Source organism: Bhargavaea beijingensis, assembly GCF_900101985.1.
Lineage (GTDB): Bacteria > Bacillota > Bacilli > Bacillales_A > Planococcaceae > Bhargavaea > Bhargavaea beijingensis.
This window is the reverse complement of record NZ_FNAR01000001.1, coordinates 1-21,210: the sequence shown is the minus strand read 5'-3', so window position 1 is coordinate 21,210 and position 21,210 is coordinate 1. Positions and strand designations below refer to the sequence as shown.

The window sequence follows — 21,210 nt, the reverse complement described above, 5'->3', positions numbered from 1 at the left end:
CCTATCGGACCCGAAATCATTTCCTATCATTCATTTAATAAATAAATCAATCTCATAGATGTTCCGAGAACGAAACGGCAGAACTTTACTAAATAAAACAGCCTATAGCAGCAAAGTGACAGGTTCTGTTGATTCTTTATGTAAACAAGATTATCACACCAACCTTTTCCACCACATGATGCTTTAAACCTATTTTTGGTTATTGTGAACATCTCACCCATTTTTAATTTATATTTATTCCCTCAACAAAATTACTGTAACAACTGGACCTTAGTCCACCGTCGTGGTGGCGCAATACATTCATCCTGTATAGAAATCTTAACTTATTCTAAGGGCCTGCCTTTCAACCATCATGTAATCGAAAAGAGCGGAGGCGGTATTAGGCCGCTTCCGCTCTTTTTTCTACTCGCTATTTATTCGGTCAAATTACTTTTTATATTACTGTCTTCACCGTAATGAACTTCAGCTCGGTCATGCCGTCGATGGCGTATTTGACGCCTTCGCGGCCGTAGCCGCTCATCTTGACGCCGCCGTACGGCATGTTGTCGACGCGGAAAGTCGGGATGTCGTTGATGATGACAGCGCCGGCTTCGATTTCATCCGCGGCTTTCATCGCAGATTCGATGTCGCGCGTGTAGATGCCGGCGTTCAGGCCGTATTCGGAGTCGTTGACGAGGTCGATCGCCTCGTCGAGGTCCGAGTATTTCATGATCGTGACGATCGGGGCGAACACTTCCTTGCAGACGACGTTCATGTCCGGTGTGACGTCTGTCATGACGGTGGGCGCTATGCCGTTCTGGACGCGCTCGCCGCCGGTGCGGACGGTCGCGCCGGCTTTTTTCGCTTCTTCGATCCATTCCATAGCGCGGTCCGCCTCGCCCGGGTGGATCATGGAGCCGACATCAGTCGCTTCATCCGCCGGATCGCCGACTTTGAGCTTCTCTGTCTCAGCGACGAATTGGTCCACGAATTCATCGTAAATGTCGTCATGCACATACACGCGCTGGAGCGAGATGCACACCTGTCCTGCAAAGCCGAATGCGCCGGTGACGGCACGCGGCATGATTTTCTCGAGCGGTACGTCCGGTTCGACAATCAGTGCGGAGTTCGACCCAAGCTCGAGCGTCAGCTTTTTCAGGCCAACCTTCGACTTGATCTCGAGTCCGACCGGCACGCTCCCGGTGAATGTCACTTTCTTCACGAGGTCGTTCGTAATGAGCGGGTCGCTCAGTTCGCTGCCGCTCCCCGTGACGATTTGGAGGGCGCCATCCGGCAGGCCCGCTTCCTTGAAGATCTCGGCCAGTGCCAGAGAAGAAAGCGGCGTCTGGGTGGCCGGCTTCAGGACGACCGTGTTGCCGACGGCAAATGCCGGTCCGAGCTTGTGCGCGACCAGGTTCGACGGGAAGTTAAACGGCGTGATTGCCGCGACGACGCCGAGCGCCTCCCGCTTTGTCCAGCCGATGCGGTCCGTCACACCTGGTGCCGCGTCCATCGGCACCGTCTCGCCGGAAAGCGACTTGGCCGCTTCCGCCGAGAACTGGTACGTCGCGATCGTCCGGTCGATCTCGCCGCGTGCCGTCTTGATCGGCTTGCCCGCTTCCTTCACCAGCAGCTGCGCCAGCTCTTCCTTCCGCGCTTCGATCAAATCGACAGTACGGTATAGCAGTTCGGCCCGCTCGTATGCCGGCCATTTCCTGAACTCGAGAAACGCCTCATGGGCACCTTCAATTGCATGTTTCACATCTTCTTCATCCGCTTTTGCAACCGTTGCAATCGCTTCCTGGGAATACGGCGACTTCAATTCATACGTACGCGCCGCTTCCTTCCATTCCCCATTGATCCACAGTTTCCATGTTTCCATTTCCCAACACCTCCCAAAACCATTCTATACCCGTTCCGCGGGGCATCCAAATAAGGTACTCTGAATAAAACGAATACGGGGGAATGAACGATGAACGAACTGGATGTTGTGCTTCGGACAGGGGAATTCATTTCAAAAAAGACGATCAAAGAGCATCTGGGCAATGCGGGTATCGGGAAAGGCGACAGAATCATCGTCCACACGTCGCTGAAAAAGGTCGGCTGGATATCCGGCGGAGAGCAGGCCTTTGTCGAGGCGCTGCTTGAAACCGTGACGGCGGACGGGACGGTCGTCATGCCTGCCCAGTCCTCTGACAACTCTGACCCGAGGCACTGGATGATGCCGCCGGTCCCGGAAGAATGGCACGAGCCGATCCGCCGCACGCTACCGGCCTATGACCCTCATCTGACGCATCTGCGCGGGATGGGCAAGGTCCCCGAGTGTCTCCACCGCCATCCGAAGACGGTCCGCAGCCCGCATCCGGCGCATTCGTTCATCACCTGGGGCCGTGACGCAGCAGAATGGATGCGGGATCACCCGCTGGAGGATTCCTTCGGGGAGGGTTCCCCGCTCGGGAAGATGCACGGCTCCGGTATGAAGATCCTGCTCATCGGGACCGGCTACGACTCCTGCACGGCACTGCATCTGTCGGAATACCGGGCTCCGGGCCTCGAGACATACCGGGACGGCGCGGCCATGCTGGTGGGCGGCGAGAGGAAATGGGTCGAATACGACATGGCGGATCTGGAATCCGACGACTTCCCGCCGCTCGGAATGGCATTCGAGCGTGAACATCCGGAAGCCGTGACCCGCTGCAAGATTGGCCAGGCGGATACCCGGGTGATCGACATGGACACATTGGTCGACTTCGGGGTGGCGTGGATCACGAAATGGCGGGAAAAGAAAAAAGTAGCACAGGCAGAGAAGGCCGAGTGATCGTTTTAGCGGGCTAATAGTAGGGTAAACTTAGGAGAAATCGAATGAAGTGGGGGATGGATATGGCAAAGAAGGAACCGTTCATGGAAAAAACGTACGAAGACCGGAAACTCCGCGAAGAGCTGGGCCGGCAGACCAACGCTGGATTTGCGCGGGTAGAGAACATGGAGATGGAGGCCGGCGCAATCGACCTTCCGACTGATGAGACCGTGCTTGAACCCCTAACCGAAGAGGAAATCAAGCGCCGTGTGGGATCCGGCAATTACGAGGCGGCAAAGGATGACAAACAGACCGGTTCGATCAACAGCTGACAAATGGCCGCATCGTTGCGGCTTTTTTTATGGGGCGGATGCTGGCTGTCGGGAAACGTTGACATACTGGAGTGAGACGTTAACATAGTCGACTGAAACGTTAACATACTGGGTTGAAACGTTGACATACTGGGCTGAGACGTTAACATAAGCACTTATCTAAACAGGGCTGACACCCAAGGCGGATCATTCCGCTCCGTGTGTCAGCCCTGTTTTCCTGTTTCAGCCGCCGATATACGACATGCCGATTTTCTTCCGGTTGCGCGCGGTCTGTTCGGTGCGTTCGTCGGAGTAGCGGTCGGCGCGGTTTTCCCAGACTCCCGCGATGGCGGCCATGAGTTCTTCATCGGTCGCTCCGTCCCGGATCAGGCCGCGGAGGTCGAATCCGCCTTCTGCGAACAGGCAGGTGATCAGCTTGCCGTCTGATGACAGGCGGGCGCGGGTGCATGTGGAACAGAACGACTCCGACACCGAAGTGATAAAGCCGATTTCCGCTCCGCTGTCCCGGTGGCGGTAGCGCTTGGCGACTTCGCCGTAGTAGTCCTGCCCGACCGGCTCAAGGTCGTATACCCCGCTGAGCCGTTCGAAGATCTCCTGTTTCGTGACGACGTCCCTGAAGCTCCAGCCGTTGTCGTTGCCGACATCCATGAATTCGATAAACCGGAGCGTGATGCCGCGTTCCTTGAAATAAGCGGTCATCGGCAGGATTTCCGAGTCGTTGACACCTTTTTTCACGACCATGTTCACTTTGATGTCAAATCCTACTTCTTTGGCGTAGTCAATCTGTTTCAGTATGCGCGCAGGATCGACGCCGCGGCCGTTCAGCTTACCGGAAATGACCGGATCGAGTGCATCAAGGCTGATGTTCAGACGGCGCAGGCCCGCGTCGTAAAGCGGCCGGGCATGCGCGCCGAGCAGCAGCCCGTTTGTCGTGAGGCCGATGTCTTCGATTCCGCCGACGGACAGGATCCGCTCCACAAGGTCGGGAAGCCCCCGCCGCATCAGCGGTTCGCCGCCGGTCAGGCGGATCTTCTTCACGCCGGCGTCCGCAAACAGGCGTGTCAGCCGGTGGATCTCCTCGAAGGTGAGCAGCTCAGACTTCGGGAGGAAAACGTAGTCATCCCCGAATACCTCTTTCGGCATGCAATAGGAACATCTGAAGTTGCAGCGGTCGGTGACGGAAATCCGCAGATCACGGATCGGCCGCCCGAACCGGTCGGTCAAAGGTTGTCGGGTCATGTTCGCTTCCTCCTTCTTAATGCTCGTTCGGTCTGTTCATGTTGCTGAATACGGAAAGGTCCGGATTCAGTTCCCGCGCATCGATCCACTCCGTCTCCACAGAGGCGAGAAACGGCATGACGCCGCGCTCGCCGCGCGCAAGTGCTTCACCGATCAGATCCGCAAGCGCCCCGTTCCAGACGCTGAACAGCGGGATCGGCTGGTCTTTCGTACGGACGGCGGTCACGTCTGCGTCCTCATCGGCCAGCGCAATGAGCTTGCGCACTTCCATCGGTCCGATGCCGGGCATGTCGCACGGCAGGACGGCGAATTCATCCGACTGCCGCAGCTTCATCGCCGTAAAGATGCCGGCAAGCGGGCCGGCTCCGGCAACCTCCGGATGGTCCGTAATGGCGTCTGCCCCGCCGTACCGTCCCAAATGCTCCGGCCGGGCAGAGATGATGACATGATCACAGCCGCCGTCCAGGAGCGCATCATGCGCCAGCTCCCAGAACAGCCGGCCATCCCGTTCCGCAAAGGCCTTCGGCGAGCCGAACCGCCTGGACAGGCCGCCCGCAAGGACAATTCCCGTCGTCATCAGCCGCCGCTGACCGGCGGGATAAACGCCGCTGTGTCCCCTTCTGTGAGAACGTCCCCGTCAAGAGCATATTCTTCATTGACCGCAACACGTGCGCCGCCTTCGCGGATGCCCGGGTACTTGTCCTCGGCCCATTCCATCAGTTCTCCGACCGTCCTGCCGGCAAGTGGAGCCTGTTCCTCCGGGACACCCGTCAGATCACGGATGCCCGCGAAATATAAAAGTTTGATCATGGATTGCGCACCTCCGGTTTTTTGTTTTGGTCGCCGATCCACTGCTCGCCTGTTTCCCAGATTTCCTTTTTCCAGATCGGCACATCCTGCTTAATGCGTTCGATGGCATATTCGTTGGCCTCGTAAGCGGCTTTCCGGTGGGGCGAGGAAACGGCGATGACGACGGCAACTTCGCCCACGTCCAGCTCGCCGATCCGGTGGGCAATCGCGATGCGCGTCCCTTCCCACTTCTCTCCGATCTCCCGGCCGATCTGTGCCATTTTCTTTTCCGCCATCGGCACGTACGCTTCGTAGCTCAGGTAAAGCGTCCGGATGCCCTTTGTCCACTCGCGGACATGGCCGGTGAATGTGACGACCGCCCCTGCCTCGGGACGGAGAACATGGTCCGCATAGCGCTGCGGGTCGATCGGCTTATCGGTAATTTCATAGATGGACATCACCCGTCCCCCCTTTTAGCCAGCGGCCGAACCAGCCGCGGATGGCTTCTTTGTCTTCCCTTGCAATGATTTCCGGTGCGCCGGGCGCGTCCGTTCCAGCCGTGACGGCGAGCCGGATGCCCGGCAGGCCTTTCAGCTGTTGCCAGTCCTCCCCGCTCCGCAGAAGAACGATTTTCTCGAACGGCTCCTGTTTGAACCCCTCGACGAGGACAAGGTCCGGCCGGGCTGCGGCCGCCAGACGGATCAACGGAAGAGGACCGGTCTCCGCTTCTCTCAAATGAAGCTGGATGACCCCGCCGCCAGACACGGCGGAAGCTGCCGCCCCGTCCCCGAAAAACTGCATGCTGTCTGTTTCCTGATCCGGCAGAGCCGGCGTTCCGCCGTGGCCGTGATGCTTGACCGTGGCCGTACGGAATCCGCGGCACGCGGCTTCCGCGATCAGCGCCCGGATCATTGTCGTCTTGCCGCTGTTTTTGAACCCGGCGACCTGAAGCACCCTTACAGTATCCACTGGGCGCTGCCTTCCTCGACGCCGAGCAGCAGGACATCGACTTCGTCGCCTTTCCTGAACCCGCGCGTGCCGCCGGGCAGCACGATCATCGCGTTGCCGCGGGCGATCGAAGACACCGCGTTGGACTTGTTGAAGCCGGCGGGCGATGCAGTTTTACCGTCATACACAGCGCGGACAAAGCGGGTAAACGGGTTTGCTTTCGTAAAATCTTCGCCGAGCACCGCTTTCGTATGCGGCAAAAACAGCTTGTTTGCACCCATCATCTTGAGAAGCGCCGGACGTACAAACAGTTCGAAGCCGGTAAAGCAGGACGATGGATTGCCCGACAGCCCGAACAGCAGCTTGCCGCCGCCCGCGGCGACCGTGGTCACGCTGCCCGGCCGCATCGCGACTTTGTTGAACAGCACTTCCGCGCCGATCCGCCCGTAGACAGCCGGCAGATAGTCGAAGTCGCCGACCGATACCCCGCCGGTCGTGATGAGGGCGTCCGTCTCGGAAAGCGCCCGCTCCACCGTTGCGACAACGGCATCCGGGTCATCTGCCTGTGCGCCGTATGTCCGGCAATCAATGCCCATCCGGCGCAGCTGGGCCGCGATCATCGGGCCGTTGCTGTTTCGGATCTTGCCGGGTACAAGCGGATCGCCGACGCCGACCAGTTCGGTGCCGGTGGCGAGAATCCCGACGACCGGGCGCCTGGCGACCTTGACCTGCGTATAGCCGAACGTCGCGAGCACAGCGACCGTTCCCGCGTGGATGAAGCTTCCGGCAGGGACGACTTCCTCGCCTTCCGCCAGATCCTCGCCTTTCAGCGAGACGTTCTCGAGCGGCTTGAACGGCTTTCGGATCGAGAATGTGTCCCCGTCCTCCACCGTCTGCTCGAACATGACGACCGCGTCCGCCCCTTCCGGAAGCGGCGCGCCGGTCATGATGCGGACGGCCTGTTTTTCGCCGAGTATCTTATTCGAAACGCTCCCTGCGGGGATTTCATCGATGACAGTGAATGGAATCCGGCTACTGCCGGATGCGCCTGCGGTATCTTCCGAACGAATCGCGAACCCGTCATACGGCGACCGGTCAAACGGCGGCACCGGATGGGAAGCGGTCACCGGACTGGCCAGAATCCGGCCGGCGCTTTCCTCAAGCGGGACTGTTTCCGTACCAGCCGGAACCGCGTGCGCGAGCACCCGCTCCACCGCCTCTGCGACCTGTATCGGTTTCCGAATTTCCACCATCATGACCGCCTCCTGTTTGCATCTGCTATACTCGATTTACACTGATTACAATCCGCCGGAAGGAGAATTCACATGTCTGAACTCACTCACTTCAATGACCAGGGCCGCGCCCGCATGGTCGATGTTTCTGATAAAGCCGAGACTGTCCGAACCGCCACCGCCAAATCTTCCATTCTGGTGAATGAAACCATCCACCGCCAGATCAGCGAAGGAACGAACAAGAAAGGCGATGTGTTCGCCGTCGCCCAGGTTGCCGGCATCATGGCGGCAAAAAACACACCGCAGATCATCCCGATGTGCCACCCGCTCCCGCTGAAGGGCATCGACATCTCATTTGAATGGAACATTGACGAGGAAGCCGGGCATTATGAAGTGCTCCTCGAAGCGAGCGTCAGGACGAAAGGCCAGACCGGCGTTGAAATGGAAGCCCTCACGGCCGCCTCCGCCGCCGCCCTCACCATCTATGACATGTGCAAGGCCGCCGGCAAGGAAATGATCATCGGCCCGACGATGCTGCTGGAGAAAACCGGCGGCAAGTCGGGGGATTACAAAAGAGATTAAGTGGTGTTTGAACGGAACCGCCTGATAGGGCGGTTTTTTAGTGCCGGAACATCACGCCCGGCTGTATAAGTCCGATTCCCGGACGTTAAGTAATCAGGCCGCTTCACCTTCGTCCCTATTTCCTCAGCTCCGCTACAACATGGCGGATTTCCGGAATGATGAGGCGCTCCATGGCGAGGCGGACTGCGCCGCGCGAGCCCGGAAGGATAAAGACCGCCTTTCCCTGGGCGGTGCCGGCGGCGGCCCGGCTCAGCATCGCTTTCGTGCCGACATCTTCGGCGAAGCTCAAGTAGCGGAACAGTTCGCCGAAGCCGTCGAGTTCCTTGGACAAAAGCGGGCGGATCGCCTCGATCGTGACGTCGCGCTCGGCGATGCCGGTGCCGCCCGTCGTGATGATGGCGTCGATGTCCGGGTCGGCGAGCACCGCGGTCACTACGTTGCGGATTTTTCCGGTGTCATCCGCCACCCACCCGCGGCCGGCAACAGCCAGGCCGGCAAGTTCCGCGAAGTGCTCAATAAGCGCACCTCCGGTATCGTTGTCTTCTGTCCTCGTATCGCTCACCGTAAGAATCGCAATCCTGATCTCATTCGGTTCTTGTCCGTGTGCCAACAGGCTTCCCCCTTTCCTTCAGCCGAACAGGCGGTGATACAGGGTTCTCCCCTCATCCGCCGTCCGGGCACCATGGATCAGCAGCCGGCCGTCCCTGAACAGGACAAACCGGCGGCCGAAAGCCCGAAATTCTGTAAAATATGGCGTCCGGCGGGCGTCCGGATCAAGCCGGCGCCCGATTTCCTCACCGATATCCGGAGACACGGCGCGTTCCGGACCGGGGAGAATCTGAACAGCATCACGTCCGCACAGAACCGCGGCGTCCCCTGCCCGCCGGGGACCCAGCTCCGGGAACGCCGGCGACTTGCCGCAGGTGGCGCACTCCGGGTCGCGGATCCGGGAAACGCCGATATCCAGATGCGTGCCTTCCCACAAGTCGAAATGATGCACTTTTGTACGCAGGGCCGCTGCGTTTCCGGTCAGCCATTTCATCGCTTCCGCGCATTGGATCGCGGCTGTTGCGGATACGGCCGGCGGGATGATGCCCGCCGTGTCGCATGTCGCACCCGTGGCGGGCATCATCGGCAGCAGGCAGCGGTAGCACGCGCCGCGGCCCGGGATAAACGGATAGACCGTCCCCGAGCCACGGACGCACGCCCCGTGGATCCACGGGATGCCGTGTTTGTGTGCAGCGTCATTGATGAGGAGGCGGGTCTCGAAGTTGTCCGTCGCGTCCATGATCAGATCGCTTTCCGACGCGAGGGTCTCCATCAGCGACCCGTCGGCGTTGACGAGATACGTCCGGATGGCGGCACCGCTCCGGATCTCCGTCAGATGCTTTTTTGCGGCGATTACTTTCGGGAGCATATCCGCGGCGTCCGCCTCGGTGAACAGCGTCTGGCGCTGAAGGTTGGAAAGCTCAACATAGTCGCGGTCGACCAGGATGAGTTCCCCGATGCCGGCCCGCACGAGCGTTTCGGCGATGGCGGTGCCGAGCGCGCCGCAGCCGATGACCGTCACTTTGGCCGACGCCATGCGCTCCTGTCCGCTTTCCCCTATCGGCCCGAATAATGTCTGCCTCGAATACCGTCCGTCCACGTCAGCTGCCCCCTGTTTCCGGACAGGGTCCGGTCATCGCCGGAAATTCTGTCCGTGTTCTTTCGTGATGTCGCTGAAGGTTCCCACATAGCGCACATGTTCGCCGGTCTCGTCTCTGACGGCCGCGATGTTCAGCCATTGCAGGTACTCTTCCCCGTTCTTTTTCCTGTTCCAGATTTCACCCTGCCACATGCCTTCTTCTTTTATCTGCTTCCACATGTTCCTGTAAAATTCCTGCGGCTGACGGCCGGAAGACAGCATGTTCGGATTGTTGCCGAGCGCCTCTTCTTCCGTATACCCCGTCAGCTTCGTGAACATCGGGTTGACCGCACGGATTTTGCCGCCGGCATCCGTCACGAGCACGCCCTGGCCGGTCGAGCGGAATACTTCCGCCTGCAGCGACAGCCGGTCAGAGTAGTACAGCCAGACGACCAGGATGAGGCTGGCGAGCGCCACCTGGGACAACAGCATGAATCCGATCGAATAGGCACCGGTCATCGAATAGATGATCGAGAGGAGGATCGGAGGGAAAAATCCGCCCAGGCCGCCCATCATCGAAACGAAACCGTTGGCGATCCCCGCCTGTTTGGCGAAGTAGAACGGCACAAGCTTGAAGATGACCCCGTTGCCGATCCCTGCACTGATGGCAATGGCGATGCTGCCGACCGTGTACAGTCCGATCGACGGCGAGAACGCCAGGATGATTGCCGCGACCGTGTAGACGGAGAACGTCGCGATCAGCAGGAACATCGGCTGGAACTTGTCGGCCAATAAGCCGCCGACCGGACGCAGGAATGTCGCGACCGCGATGAAGATCGCCGTCCGGATGCCGGCATCCACGCTGTCAAGCCCGAAATTCCCGACGAGGAAGTTCGGCAAGTACACGGTGAAGGCGACAAACGAGCCGAACGTGATGAAGTAAAACAGTGAGAACAGCCAGAGCTTCGGATTGCCCGATATCCCTTTGATCTGCTCGAACATCGACAGCCGGACGTCCGGCTTCGGTTCATTGCGGTCACCGAAAAAGAAGTTCAGAAGGGCGAATGCGGCCAGCAGGATGAGGAACAGCTTGACCGTCGGCTGCCAGCCGATCTGGCCGGCGATAATCGGCGCGGCGAAGGTCGTGATCGCCGTCCCGATGTTCCCCGCCCCGTAGATCCCGTTGACGAGTCCGTGCTTTTCCTTCGGATAGTACTTCGGCAGCGAAGTGACCCCGACAGAGAACACTGCACCGCCGACGCCGAGGATCAGGCCGCCGACGATCAAATCCGTGAAAGTGTCCGCCTCACTGATGTACCAGACCGGGAACAGCAGGAGAATGAAGCTCCACATGAACAGGGTGCGCGCGCCGACAAAGTTGGCGTAGTAGCCGAACGGCATGCGCAAGATCGAGCCGAGCACGACCGGCACTGCGGTGACAATCGCCAGGCGCTCCGGCGGCACACTGATGTCCTGCGTGATAAATGAAATAAGCGAAGACAAAATCACCCATACCATGAAACCGACCACGAGGTTTGCCGTCTGGAGCGGCAACTGAATCTTCTTGATCATCTGTTTCACCTACTCGATAGAGTTTTGACTGCAGGTGCTGCAAGTTTATCGACATCATTTTCTATAATTCTATTTTAAATGCCTGCTCTTGCGCGGTTAATTAGGGGCTTCCCTGTCCCTCTCGGGGGAATCCCTGTATGAGAAAAAAGCCGCCCACGAAATTGTGACAGCGGCTTTTGCCCATCAGACGATAAGCGTGTTCAGTTTTTCGGCGAGCGCGTCAAGATCGTCCGCCCGGAGCAGCCGCTCGGCCATCGGGAATAGGACCGTCTCCTCCTTCACGAAATGGACCGTGATCACCTCAAACGCCTCACCGGCATCGCCGACAATTTTTCTGATCTGGTCCAGGGTCAGTTCCGAGAGATCACCGCGCGTGTGGTGGAAAAAGTGTCCGATATAGGCGTCGATCTCCCCGTGCTCTTCCTGGATGCCGACAATCGGCCCTTGCTCAAAGCCGATATAGCTTCCGAGGACAGGGAAGAAATGTTCTTCTTCCTTGTCGGTATGGTTTTTCAGCGGGTCGAGGAATTCGACGAGTTTCGCTTTCAGTTCGTTAAGAAGGGCAAGCGCCGTTGCCCGGTCCATGTCTTCTTCCCGTTCGAACCGGAGGACGATGGCGTGCCATTCCTCCGCGAGGTGCATGAGGTAGCGGTGTTCGTTTTCCAGGAGCCTCACCGCCGGCTCCGTAAACTGCAGCTGTCCGTTTGCCATCTGGGATGCCTCCTGCCTGTTTGTCTAGAAACTATGGCTGCGCTCCGGTCCGGAACACTCTTTTTGCCCGGCGCCTTCCCTGCAGAAAACTGATCGGCTAAACCGGCAAACCGCCTTAACCGTCAGAAGTTCAGCAACTTTTTCCTGAGGGCGAATTCCACGAGTTCCGGGCGGCTTTTCAGGCCCAGCTTCTCCATGATCTTCGCTTTGTGCGCCTCCACGGTCTTGACGGAGATGTAGAGCATTTCGGCAATTTCCTTGTTGCGGTATCCTTTGGCGACAAGCGGGAGAATCTCCAGCTCACGCTTGGACAGGAGTTCGTATGGGTCGTCCGGCGCCGTGGCAGGGTCGGCTTTGACAAATTCGCGCACGAGTGAGGTCGCCATCTTCGGGTGGATGTATGTGCCGCCGCGCCGGATCGTCCGGATGGCGTGCAGCAGCTCCTCATCCGGCGCATTTTTCAGCATGTATCCGGACGCGCCGCTTTTCAGGACGTTGAACAGATACTCCTCGTCGTCGTGCATCGTCAAAATCAGGATTTTCGTGTCCGGGAAGTCCTCTTTGATCTTGCCGGTCGCAATCAGCCCGTTTTCCCCCGGCGGCATACTGAGGTCCATGATCAGAAGATCGGGCTGGTGCCTCGCGACCATCTTATAGGCTTCAAGGCCGTCTGCCGCCGTCGCAACAACCTCCATGTCTTTCTGGAAGTTAAGGATCATCGAGAAGCCGCTCCGGACGACGGCGTGGTCGTCCGCAATGACAATTGACACCTTATCCATCAGCGGGCCTCCCTTCTCGGCAACGCCGGAACGCTCAGCCGGATTGTCGTGCCGGCGCCCGGAGCAGCCTCCACCTCAAGCGTGCCGCCGACCAGTTCCGCGCGCTCTTTCATGCCGTACAGTCCGAGTCCCGTTCCCTGAGGCTGATCCCCCGGAGTGAACCCTGTGCCTGAATCGCGGACCGTCAGAAGCAGCCGGCTCCCTTCACCTTTAAGCGTGACCGACACCGTGTCCACATCCGCGTACTTGATTGCGTTCAGGATGGCCTCCTGGCATACCCGGTAGACGACCGTCTCAATTTCGTTTTCATACCGCTTCACCGGCAGGTCGGATGTGTAGTCAACAAGGAGGCCGAACATTTCTTCAAGACGCTTGAAATGCGAGCGGAACGCCGCATCGAGGCCAAGATCGTCAAGGGCGGCCGGGCGCAGCTCAACTGACAGATTCCGGATATCTTCCAGGAGCCTCGACAACGATGCCTCGGTTTCTTTCACCTTGGCGAGCACATCCGCGTCACCCGTCATGTACTTGAGAACACGGAGGTCGACGACCGCGCTCATGAGCTCCTGTGCGACCCCGTCGTGAAGTTCCCGGGAAATCCTTCTGCGCTCGTTTTCCTGTGCGTCGATGATATGCTTCATCATTTTGTTCTGATAAGCCTTTTCCTGCATTCGCTGCTGCCGTGTCATGTCGCGCAGCATGAATACCCGGATGTCATTTTCCGCATCGACGGTATGGAAGGATGAGGCGTATGGCACAAGGCCCTGTCCCTTCGTGTTCAGGTACAGCTGGAACGACGTGAAATCGCTGCGCTCCGGGTGATGGAAATAGCAGTTCTCACAAGTCACCTGGCCGCTCTCATCCACATACCCGGCACAGGCGCGGCAGAGCGCGCCTTCCTTGCCGTCGAGAAGCGCCCTCAGCACGTCGCGGTCGAGAATCTTTTCCGCCGCAGGGTTCGCGGCAAGTGCCCTGCCCTCTCCGTCAAAAAACAGGATGGCTTCGCTGCTTTTGTCGAACATCTTCAGCATCAGCTCATTCAGCAGGTCCTGCTTTACGCTCACCGGCTCACCAGCTCCTTCCCGTCAAACCCGGGAACGGAAGCCGATGCTGCTGCCATCTCCAGGCAAAGCGCTTCCGTCATTTCCGCGCGGCCGCCCCGGTAGCCGCCCAGCAGGACGCCTTTTACGCGGCCGCTGTCGTAAAGCGGCACCGCGGCGATGCTCGTCAGCCCTTCGGTATTCACGATCGGATAGTCAAGCACGATGGGCACATGCCTGCCGGGATCGACATGCGGCACGAGCAGCGGCTTTCCCGTCTTGAAAACGGTGCCGGCAATGCCCCTGCCGGACCGGAGGACGATCCGGCGGTATCGGTTGTTCAGGTTCCCTGAAGCCACCCGCCAGCGGACCGAAAAGCCGCTCGGAGCGTCTTCCATCGCCAGTGCCATAAAATCGAAACCGAGCTGTTCCCGGAGCCTGTCGATCACATTCTGGTAGATTGTCGGTTCATTCATCGCGGACCTCTCCCGTTTCCCGCCGGATCGGCGTTCATTCTTCCTTTCAGCTTAATTCACCTTGTGCCTCCTGTACAGGATGTAACTTCTGCCGACATACGACAGCGGGACGCTCCAGACATGCACGAGGCGCGTGAACGGCCAAAGCGCGAAAATGAGGAATGCGGCCAGGATATGAATCTGGAACGACACCGGAACACCCATCATGTACGACGGGTCTGGCCGCAGAAGGAACAGGTCACGGAACCAGACGGAAATTGTATCCCGGTAGTCGAATGCGGGATTCACGGCGTTCGTCACAATCGTCGCGTACATCCCCATGAACACGATGATCAGCAAGAGCGTGTTGACGACCATGTCGCTTGCCGAGCTAAGCTTCCGGACGGCCTTGATCGAAAACCGGCGGAACGTCAGAATGAACATCCCGAGAAGCGTGACGAATCCGAAGAAACCGCCGATCCAGATGGCGCCGAGGTGATACATATGGTCGTTGACGCCGAGAGCCCGCATCCATTCCTTCGGGATACCGAGCCCCGAGATATGGCCCAGGATGACCGGGATGATCCCAAGGTGAAACAGGAGGCTCCCGACCATCAGCTGCTTTTTCTCGATGAATTCACTGGATTTCGCGGTCCAGTGGAATTTGTCCACTTTATAGCGGTAGATATGCCCGACGACAAAGATCGCGATGCAGATATACGGAAATATCACCCACAAAAACTGGTCAACCATGAGCCGGCGCCTCCTCTAAACACGCTTTGAATGTTTCCCGCAGCCCCTTGATGAGGTGGAAATACGGACTTTCCTCCTTCTCGAGTGCTTTCATCAGGTGGTAGGTGCCGTCTTCAAGGACCCCCATCAGGATCCGGAAACTGTCGGGCGTGCGCGGGTCATCCAGCCACTCGGCGGCATACAGGAACTCGCACATGATCGGCAGATAGTCGGACAGCTCCTCGTCCGGCATCTCGAGGCCGTACATTTCGTAGAGCACCTTCAGCTTCGCGAGCATCTGGCCGCGCTCACGGGCATCCTCGAACTTGAACCAGGTCATGTACAGCGCACAGTCCTCTTCGAAGTCGAAGGTCGCGGTGTATAGTTCCCTCAGTTCGTCGAGGCTGAATTTTTGGATCTCTTCCCAGTACCGGAGGACGTGGGCCCTCGCCGGATGGTCCGGGCCGATCTCCTCCCCGGCGTGGTCCGGATGGAAGTTCCGCTTGTCCGGCCACGTCAGCTGATTGGCGAAGAATCCGAATGAATCTTTGAACGTATACAGCTTCCGGTTATCAATCACGCCAGATTCCCCCGTAGAAGTTCTCTTCGTAAATCTCCTTTCCGGTCTTTGCAGCCACGCCGGCGCCCGGGCTTGCCGGGCCGCAGCCGTCGCAGCCGTCGCCGCCGGTGCCCATCGCGCCGAGGCCCATCGTGTCGCCGCCAAAGCCCGCAGAACCCTGCATGTCGTACGTGTTCATCCGGTTTTCCTTGTGGGAAGTCGGGATGACGAATCGGTCGTCGTACTTCGCGATTGCGAGCAGGCGGTACATTTCTTCCGTTTGGAGCGCGGTGAGCCCGACCCGCTCAAGCCGCGACTCGTCGAATTCTTTGCCCGACGACAGTGCCCGCATGTACTGGCGCATCATCGCCATGCGCTGGAGCGAGCCCTTGACCGTCTCCGTGTCACCCGCCGTCAGCATGTTCGCGAGATACTGGATCGGCGTGCGCATTTCATCGATCGCAGGGAAGATCATGTCCGGGTTCTTGATTGAATCCTTGCCCTCGAAGTAGTTCATGATCGGCGAAAGCGGCGGAACATACCAGACCATCGGGAGCGTGCGGTATTCCGGGTGGAGCGGGAATGCAAGCTGGTGCTCGATTGCAAGCTTATAGACCGGCGAGTTCTGAGCGGCCTCGATCCAGTCCTCCGTGATGCCGTCGCGGCGCGCCTGCTCAATCACTTCCGGGTCGTGCGGGTCCATGAACAGGTCGCACTGCGCGCGATACAGGTCCTTCTCGTCCGGTGTAGATGCCGCCTCCAGCACCCGGTCCGCATCATACAGCAGGACGCCCAGGTAGCGGATCCGGCCGGTGCACGTTTCCGAGCAGACCGTCGGAAGGCCTTCCTCGATTCTCGGGAAGCAGAATGTGCACTTCTCGGCCTTGTTCGTCTGCCAGTTAAAGTAGACCTTCTTGTACGGGCAGCCGGTCGTGCAATAGCGCCAGCTTCGGCATGCTTCCTGGTCGACGAGCACGATGCCGTCCTCGTCACGCTTGTAGATTGCGCCTGCCGGACAGGAGGCCACGCAGCTCGGGTTCAGGCAGTGCTCGCAAAGCCTTGGCAGATAGATCATGAACGACTTCTCGAAGTTGAACTTGATCTCTTCCTCGATTTTCTGAATGTTCGGGTCCAGCGGCCCGGTCACATCGGCTCCTGCGAGGTCATCCTCCCAGTTGGAGCCCCACTCAAGGTCCATCTTCTCGCCCGTGACTGCCGAGTAGGCGCGCGCGACCGGCGGGTGCTCGCCTTCGCCCGCGGTGACGAGATGGTCGTAGTTGTAGGTCCACGGCTCGTAAAAGTCGCGCATCTCCGGCATATCCGGGTTGTAGAAGATCTTCCCGAGCGCCACCTTCGACAGGCGGTTCCCCGACTTCAGCTCCAGTGTGCCGTTGCGGAGCTGCCAGCCCCCCTTGTACACTTCCTGGTCCTCCCAACGCTTCGGATAGCCTATTCCCGGCTTGGTCTCCACGTTGTTGAACCACATGTACTCCGCGCCTTTCCGGTTCGTCCACGTCGTCTTGCAAGTGACGCTGCACGTATGGCAGCCGATGCACTTGTCCAGGTTCATCACCATTGCAATCTGAGCTTTAATCTTCAAGCCAGTTGACCTCCCTTTTCTTCCTGATCATGGCGTATTCGTCACGCTGGTTTCCGATCGGCCCGTAGTAGTTGAATCCGTAGCTGAGCTGGGCATAGCCGCCGACCATCTGCGTCGGCTTCATGTGAATGCGCGTCGGCGCATTATGGCTGCCGCCCCGCGTGTCCGTAATTTCCGACCCCGGCGTCTGGATATGCCGGTCCTGTGCGTGGTAGGCGAGCAATGTGCCGCGCGGGATCCGGTGGCTCGTGACCGCCCGGCAAGTGAGCGCGCCGTTCCGGTTATACACTTCTATCCAGTCATTGTCCGAGATGCCGTGCTCCGCCGCTTCCTCGTTGTTCATCCAGGCGACCGGCCCCCCGCGGAACAGCGTCAGCATGTGCAGGTTATCCTGGTACATGGAGTGGAAGTTCCACTTGCCGTGTGGGGTTAGATACCTGAGGACGAGAGAATCCTTGCCGCCCCGCACTTCCTTGTCCCTCGGTCCGAACACCATCGGCGGAAGCGTCGGCTTGTAGACCGGGAGCGCCTCACCGTACTGGAGGAAGATCTCATGGTCGATATAGAAGTGCTGGCGGCCGGTAAGCGTCCGGAATGGCACGAGCCGCTCGATATTCGTCGTGAACGGCGAGTATCTGCGCCCGGACTTGTTGGATCCGCTGAATACCGGAGTCGGGATGACTTCCCGCGGCTGTGCGGTAATGCTCTGGAATGTGATCCGCTCCGCCGCGCGTTCCGCCGAGATGTCGGCCAGCTCCACGCCGGAAAGCTTTTCCGCTTCCTTGTAGGCTTTCTGCGACAGGCGCCCGTTTGTCGCGGACGACAGATGAAGCACCGCGTCGGCAGCCTGGCGCGCTGTCTCGAGCTTCGGCAGGCCGCTCTTGATCGACTCGTCGTGGTAGACACCGCTGATGCGCTTCAGCTCTTCGTATTCTTCGGCTGCAGAGAAGCTGACGCCGTGCGCGCCGGTCTTGCCGACCTGCAGGTTCGGACCCAGCGTGATGTACTTGTCGTAAATCTTCGTGTAGTCACGCTCGATGATGCTCAGGTTCGGCATCGTCTTGCCGACGACCGCCTCCACTTCTCCCTTTGCCCAGTCGCGGACAAGGCCAAGCGGCTGGGAAATCTCGCTTTCCGAGTCATGGTTCAGCGGCGTGCTGACAAGGTCCTTGTAGACGCCCGGCAGATGGGTCTCCGCCATCCCTGAGAACACCTTTGCCAGCCCGCGGAAAATGTCCCAGTCGGTACGGGATTCCCAGAGCGGATTAACCGCCGGGTTGAACGGGTGGACGAACGGATGCATGTCGGTCGAAGACAGGTCGGTCTTTTCGTACCAGGTCGCCGCCGGCAGCACGATGTCCGAGTGGAGCGGTGTCGTCGTCATCCGGAAGTCGAGCGAGACAAGCAGGTCGAGCTTGCCTTCCACTTCGTCGCGCCAGATGATTTCTTCCGGCTTCACGTCCTCGTTCGGCCGCGCCATTAGCGCATCAGCCGTGCCGAGCAGGTGCTTCATGAAGTATTCCTGGCCCTTGGCGGAGCTTGAGATCAGGTTCGAGCGCCAGACAAACATCGTGCGCGGGAAGTTTTCCGGCGCTGCCGGGTCCTCGATTGCGAACTTGACTTCGCGGCTCTTGATCTGATCCGCCGCCCGTTCGATGATTTCCTCATTTGTCGTCTTGCCTTCGCGGGCCGCCTCTTCGGCGAACAGCAGGCTGTTTTTGTTGAACTGAGGATAGCTCGGCAGCCATCCGAGCCGCGCGGCCATGACGTTGTAGTCGGCCGGGTGGCGGTAGTCCAGTTTGTCTGCGAGCGGAGACTTTAGCGATTCGGTGTCCCCTTCCTCGTAGCGCCACTGTTCGGTGCCGAAGTAGAAGAACGAAGTCCCGTTCTGGAGCCGGGCCGGCCCCTGCCAGTCTTTTGCGAAGGCAAGCGTCGACCAGCCCTCGATCGGCCGGCATTTTTCCTGTCCGACGTAGTGCGCCCAGCCTCCGCCGTTCACGCCCTGGGAAGCAGTGAGGATCACGAGGTTCAGGATCGATCGGTAGATTGTGTCGGAGTTGAACCAGTGGTTGATTCCGGCGCCCATGATGATCATCGAGCGGCCGCCCGTGTCCAGAGCGTTTTGCGCGAACTCGCGGGCGATTTGCGTCACGACCGAGGCCTTGACACTGGTGATGCGCTCCTGCCAGGCCGGCGTGTAATGCGATTCTGCGTCGTCATAACCTTTTGCGTCGTACGGGCTGTCCGTCCGGCGCACGCCGTACTGGCTCATCATCAGGTCATAGACGGTCGCCGCGTATTGCTCCGTGCCGTCCGCAAGCCGCACTTTCCTCGCCGGGATGACACGGCGGAACGTGCCGTCGCCGGAGTCATCAAAGAACGGGAAGTCGATTTCCTTCCATTCTTCGCCGTGGCCCTCGACGGACAGTGCCGGCTCGATGCGCGTGCCGTCCTCCTTGTCGAGGATGAGGTTCCACTTGCCGTCCTTTTCCCAGCGCTGGCCCATCGTCCCGTTCGGAACGACAAACTCGCCCCCCGCCTCGTCGAAAATGACCGGTTTCCACTCGGCGTTTTTCGTATCGCTGCCGAAATCGCTCGCCCGGAGGAAGCGCCCGGCCTTCAGGGCGTCCTCATGCGGATCGAGCAGGATCATGAATGGCATGTCCGTGTACTGCTTCGCGTAGTCGATGAACATCTTCTCTTTCCGTTCCTGGTAGAACTCGCTCAGAATGACATGGGTCATCGCCTGAGCGAGCGCGGCGTCTGTGCCCGGGTGTGGCGCGAGCCAGTTGTCCGCGAACTTCACGTTCGCGGCAAGGTCCGGCGCGACCGAAACGACCTTCGTCCCCTTGTAGCGCACCTCGGTCATGAAATGCGCATCCGGTGTCCGCGTGAGCGGCACGTTCGAGCCCCACATCATGAGGTAGCCCGCGTTGTACCAATCAGACGACTCCGGCACGTCCGTCTGCTCGCCCCAGATCTGCGGCGAGGACGGCGGAAGGTCCGCATACCAATCGTAGAACGACAGCATCTCCCCGCCGAGAAGTGAGATGAACCTTGCGCCGGACGCGTAGGAAATCATCGACATGGCCGGAATCGGGGTGAAGCCGGCAATCCGGTCCGGGCCGAATTTCCGGATTGTGTAGATCAGCTGCGCCGAAATCAGCTGCAACGCATCGTCCCAGGCGACGCGGATGAGGCCGCCCTTGCCCCGGACACGCTTATAACTCATCGCCTTTTCCGGATTCTCGACGATGCTTGCCCACGCATCGATCGGATGGCCGTTGTGTTCCGCAAGCGCCTCGCGCCACAGCTTCCAGAGGCGGCCGCGCATGTACGGGTACTTCACCCGGTGCGGACTGTACTCATACCACGAGAATGTGGCCCCCCGGGGACAGCCGCGCGGCTCGAACTCCGGCATGTCCGGCCCGCAGGACGGATAATCGATCTGCTGGTTTTCCCAAGTGATGACGCCGTTTTTGACGAACACCTTCCAGCTGCAGGAACCGGTGCAGTTGACGCCGTGCGTCGTCCTGACGACTTTGTCATGGGACCAGCGCTGGCGGTACATGTTCTCCCAATCCCGGCTTTTCGCCTCCAGGATCGACCAGTTCCCTGAGTAGCTCTCCACCGGCTTGAAGAAGTTCAGGCCATATCTTCTCTTTTTCATTTATCCGACACTCCTTTTTGGACAGGACAATTGGGCAGAATACTGGTGATACTATTCTGATAGTTTCATTATCCGTCTCCGCCAGCCCCCATTCCATTAGGGAAAGACCTATCGGAGGGCGGGATTTCCCTTTATCGAGCGGTGAAAAGCGGAATTTTGCAGGCGGGGCAGAATTGTCAGGAAGATAACCGGGGGGCCGGTCTTGTGGCAAGTCGCGGGGCCATGTGACAAGTCTGCAGTTCACGTGGCAACTTCGGAGTCCATGTGGCAAGTCTGCAGTTCATGTGGCAACTTCGGAGTCCATGTGGCAAGTTTGCAGTTCATGTGGCAACTTCGGAGTCCATGTGGCAAGTCGCAAGTCTATGTGGCAAAGTCAGAACCCTTATTGCAAATCGCCTCCCCAAGTTGCACCCTCCCGCCCATTCTGCGCAACTGGCAATAAAAAAAGCCTCCCTTCTTCAAAGGGAAGCTTCAGGTATCGGGAGTTCGGTCATGCGGCCTTTTTCGATCCGGACGATGCGGTCCGCGGTGCGGCAGGCTTCGTCCATGCTGTGGGTGACCATGAGT

At 59.1% G+C, this 21,210-nt stretch carries 21 protein-coding genes; 3 read left to right on the top strand and 18 right to left on the bottom strand.

Annotated elements, in window-relative coordinates; all coding sequences use genetic code 11:
* Nucleotides 1-433 precede the first annotated feature (433 nt).
* Nucleotides 434-1,861, bottom strand: a complete 1,428-nt coding sequence (locus BLT01_RS00105; RefSeq protein WP_092092652.1) for an aldehyde dehydrogenase family protein — start codon at nucleotides 1,859-1,861, stop codon at nucleotides 434-436.
* Between the two features lie 90 nt (nucleotides 1,862-1,951).
* Between BLT01_RS00105 and BLT01_RS00100 the strand changes: the two genes are divergently transcribed.
* A complete protein-coding gene (locus BLT01_RS00100) occupies nucleotides 1,952-2,797 on the top strand; it encodes an aminoglycoside N(3)-acetyltransferase (RefSeq protein ID WP_092092647.1) in 846 nt (281 codons plus the stop codon).
* A gap of 62 nt (nucleotides 2,798-2,859) precedes the next feature.
* Nucleotides 2,860-3,108 carry a hypothetical protein gene (locus BLT01_RS00095; protein ID WP_092093888.1) on the top strand — a complete coding sequence of 83 codons (249 nt, stop codon included), beginning with the start codon at nucleotides 2,860-2,862 and terminating at the stop codon, nucleotides 3,106-3,108.
* 222 nt (nucleotides 3,109-3,330) lie between these two features.
* On the opposite strand, the gene moaA is transcribed toward BLT01_RS00095, so the two are convergent.
* From moaA to BLT01_RS00065, 6 genes are read right to left on the bottom strand one after another with little or no spacing between them, the layout of a single operon-like run.
* On the bottom strand, nucleotides 3,331-4,347 hold the full coding sequence (gene moaA / locus BLT01_RS00090; RefSeq protein WP_092092642.1) for a GTP 3',8-cyclase MoaA: 1,017 nt from the start codon (nucleotides 4,345-4,347) through the stop codon (nucleotides 3,331-3,333).
* 16 nt (nucleotides 4,348-4,363) lie between these two features.
* Complete coding sequence (gene mobA / locus BLT01_RS00085) at nucleotides 4,364-4,924, bottom strand: molybdenum cofactor guanylyltransferase (protein WP_092092638.1); 561 nt, start codon at nucleotides 4,922-4,924, stop codon at nucleotides 4,364-4,366.
* Entirely contained in the window at nucleotides 4,924-5,157 is a 234-nt protein-coding gene (gene moaD, locus BLT01_RS00080) for a molybdopterin converting factor subunit 1 (RefSeq protein ID WP_092092634.1), read from the bottom strand. The genes mobA and moaD overlap by 1 nt, the downstream gene beginning before the upstream one ends.
* Nucleotides 5,154-5,594 carry a molybdenum cofactor biosynthesis protein MoaE gene (locus tag BLT01_RS00075; RefSeq protein ID WP_092092630.1) on the bottom strand — a complete coding sequence of 147 codons (441 nt, stop codon included), beginning with the start codon at nucleotides 5,592-5,594 and terminating at the stop codon, nucleotides 5,154-5,156. The genes moaD and BLT01_RS00075 overlap by 4 nt, the downstream gene beginning before the upstream one ends.
* Nucleotides 5,581-6,105, bottom strand: a complete 525-nt coding sequence (mobB, locus tag BLT01_RS00070) for a molybdopterin-guanine dinucleotide biosynthesis protein B (protein WP_143020567.1) — start codon at nucleotides 6,103-6,105, stop codon at nucleotides 5,581-5,583. The genes BLT01_RS00075 and mobB overlap by 14 nt, the downstream gene beginning before the upstream one ends.
* Nucleotides 6,093-7,337, bottom strand: coding sequence for a molybdopterin molybdotransferase MoeA (locus tag BLT01_RS00065; protein WP_092092625.1), 1,245 nt, complete (start codon nucleotides 7,335-7,337; stop codon nucleotides 6,093-6,095). Before BLT01_RS00065 ends, mobB begins: the two co-directional genes overlap by 13 nt.
* A 72-nt stretch (nucleotides 7,338-7,409) precedes the next feature.
* On the opposite strand from BLT01_RS00065, the gene moaC reads away from it, so the two are divergent.
* On the top strand, nucleotides 7,410-7,898 hold the full coding sequence (moaC, locus tag BLT01_RS00060) for a cyclic pyranopterin monophosphate synthase MoaC (protein ID WP_092092622.1): 489 nt from the start codon (nucleotides 7,410-7,412) through the stop codon (nucleotides 7,896-7,898).
* A 115-nt stretch (nucleotides 7,899-8,013) separates the two neighbouring features.
* On the opposite strand, the gene BLT01_RS00055 is transcribed toward moaC, so the two are convergent.
* The 11 genes from BLT01_RS00055 to BLT01_RS00005 all read right to left on the bottom strand — a co-directional run bounded on the left by BLT01_RS00055 (nucleotide 8,014) and on the right by BLT01_RS00005 (nucleotide 20,643).
* Nucleotides 8,014-8,508, bottom strand: coding sequence for a MogA/MoaB family molybdenum cofactor biosynthesis protein (locus tag BLT01_RS00055; RefSeq protein WP_092092619.1), 495 nt, complete (start codon nucleotides 8,506-8,508; stop codon nucleotides 8,014-8,016).
* 18 nt (nucleotides 8,509-8,526) lie between these two features.
* Nucleotides 8,527-9,546, bottom strand: coding sequence for a ThiF family adenylyltransferase (locus BLT01_RS00050; protein WP_092092616.1), 1,020 nt, complete (start codon nucleotides 9,544-9,546; stop codon nucleotides 8,527-8,529).
* Between the two features lie 33 nt (nucleotides 9,547-9,579).
* Nucleotides 9,580-11,097 (bottom strand): nitrate/nitrite transporter, encoded by a 1,518-nt coding sequence (locus BLT01_RS00045; RefSeq protein ID WP_092092612.1) that lies wholly within the window; start codon nucleotides 11,095-11,097, stop codon nucleotides 9,580-9,582.
* Nucleotides 11,098-11,280: 183 nt separating this feature from the next.
* Nucleotides 11,281-11,808 carry a hemerythrin domain-containing protein gene (locus BLT01_RS00040; protein WP_092092611.1) on the bottom strand — a complete coding sequence of 176 codons (528 nt, stop codon included), beginning with the start codon at nucleotides 11,806-11,808 and terminating at the stop codon, nucleotides 11,281-11,283.
* 122 nt (nucleotides 11,809-11,930) lie between these two features.
* Complete coding sequence (locus BLT01_RS00035; protein ID WP_092093883.1) at nucleotides 11,931-12,578, bottom strand: response regulator transcription factor; 648 nt, start codon at nucleotides 12,576-12,578, stop codon at nucleotides 11,931-11,933.
* Between the two features lie 8 nt (nucleotides 12,579-12,586).
* On the bottom strand, nucleotides 12,587-13,618 hold the full coding sequence (locus tag BLT01_RS00030) for a sensor histidine kinase (protein WP_092093879.1): 1,032 nt from the start codon (nucleotides 13,616-13,618) through the stop codon (nucleotides 12,587-12,589).
* Between the two features lie 29 nt (nucleotides 13,619-13,647).
* Nucleotides 13,648-14,103: a GAF domain-containing protein gene (locus BLT01_RS00025; RefSeq protein ID WP_092092607.1), complete on the bottom strand. Its 456-nt coding sequence runs from the start codon at nucleotides 14,101-14,103 to the stop codon at nucleotides 13,648-13,650.
* Nucleotides 14,104-14,154: 51 nt separating this feature from the next.
* A complete protein-coding gene (gene narI / locus BLT01_RS00020; RefSeq protein ID WP_092092602.1) occupies nucleotides 14,155-14,835 on the bottom strand; it encodes a respiratory nitrate reductase subunit gamma in 681 nt (226 codons plus the stop codon).
* A complete protein-coding gene (narJ, locus tag BLT01_RS00015) occupies nucleotides 14,828-15,394 on the bottom strand; it encodes a nitrate reductase molybdenum cofactor assembly chaperone (RefSeq protein ID WP_092092598.1) in 567 nt (188 codons plus the stop codon). Before narJ ends, narI begins: the two co-directional genes overlap by 8 nt.
* Nucleotides 15,387-16,973: a nitrate reductase subunit beta gene (narH, locus tag BLT01_RS00010; protein ID WP_092092594.1), complete on the bottom strand. Its 1,587-nt coding sequence runs from the start codon at nucleotides 16,971-16,973 to the stop codon at nucleotides 15,387-15,389. Before narH ends, narJ begins: the two co-directional genes overlap by 8 nt.
* Nucleotides 16,963-20,643 carry a nitrate reductase subunit alpha gene (locus tag BLT01_RS00005; protein ID WP_092092588.1) on the bottom strand — a complete coding sequence of 1,227 codons (3,681 nt, stop codon included), beginning with the start codon at nucleotides 20,641-20,643 and terminating at the stop codon, nucleotides 16,963-16,965. Before BLT01_RS00005 ends, narH begins: the two co-directional genes overlap by 11 nt.
* Nucleotides 20,644-21,210: the final 567 nt, after the last annotated feature.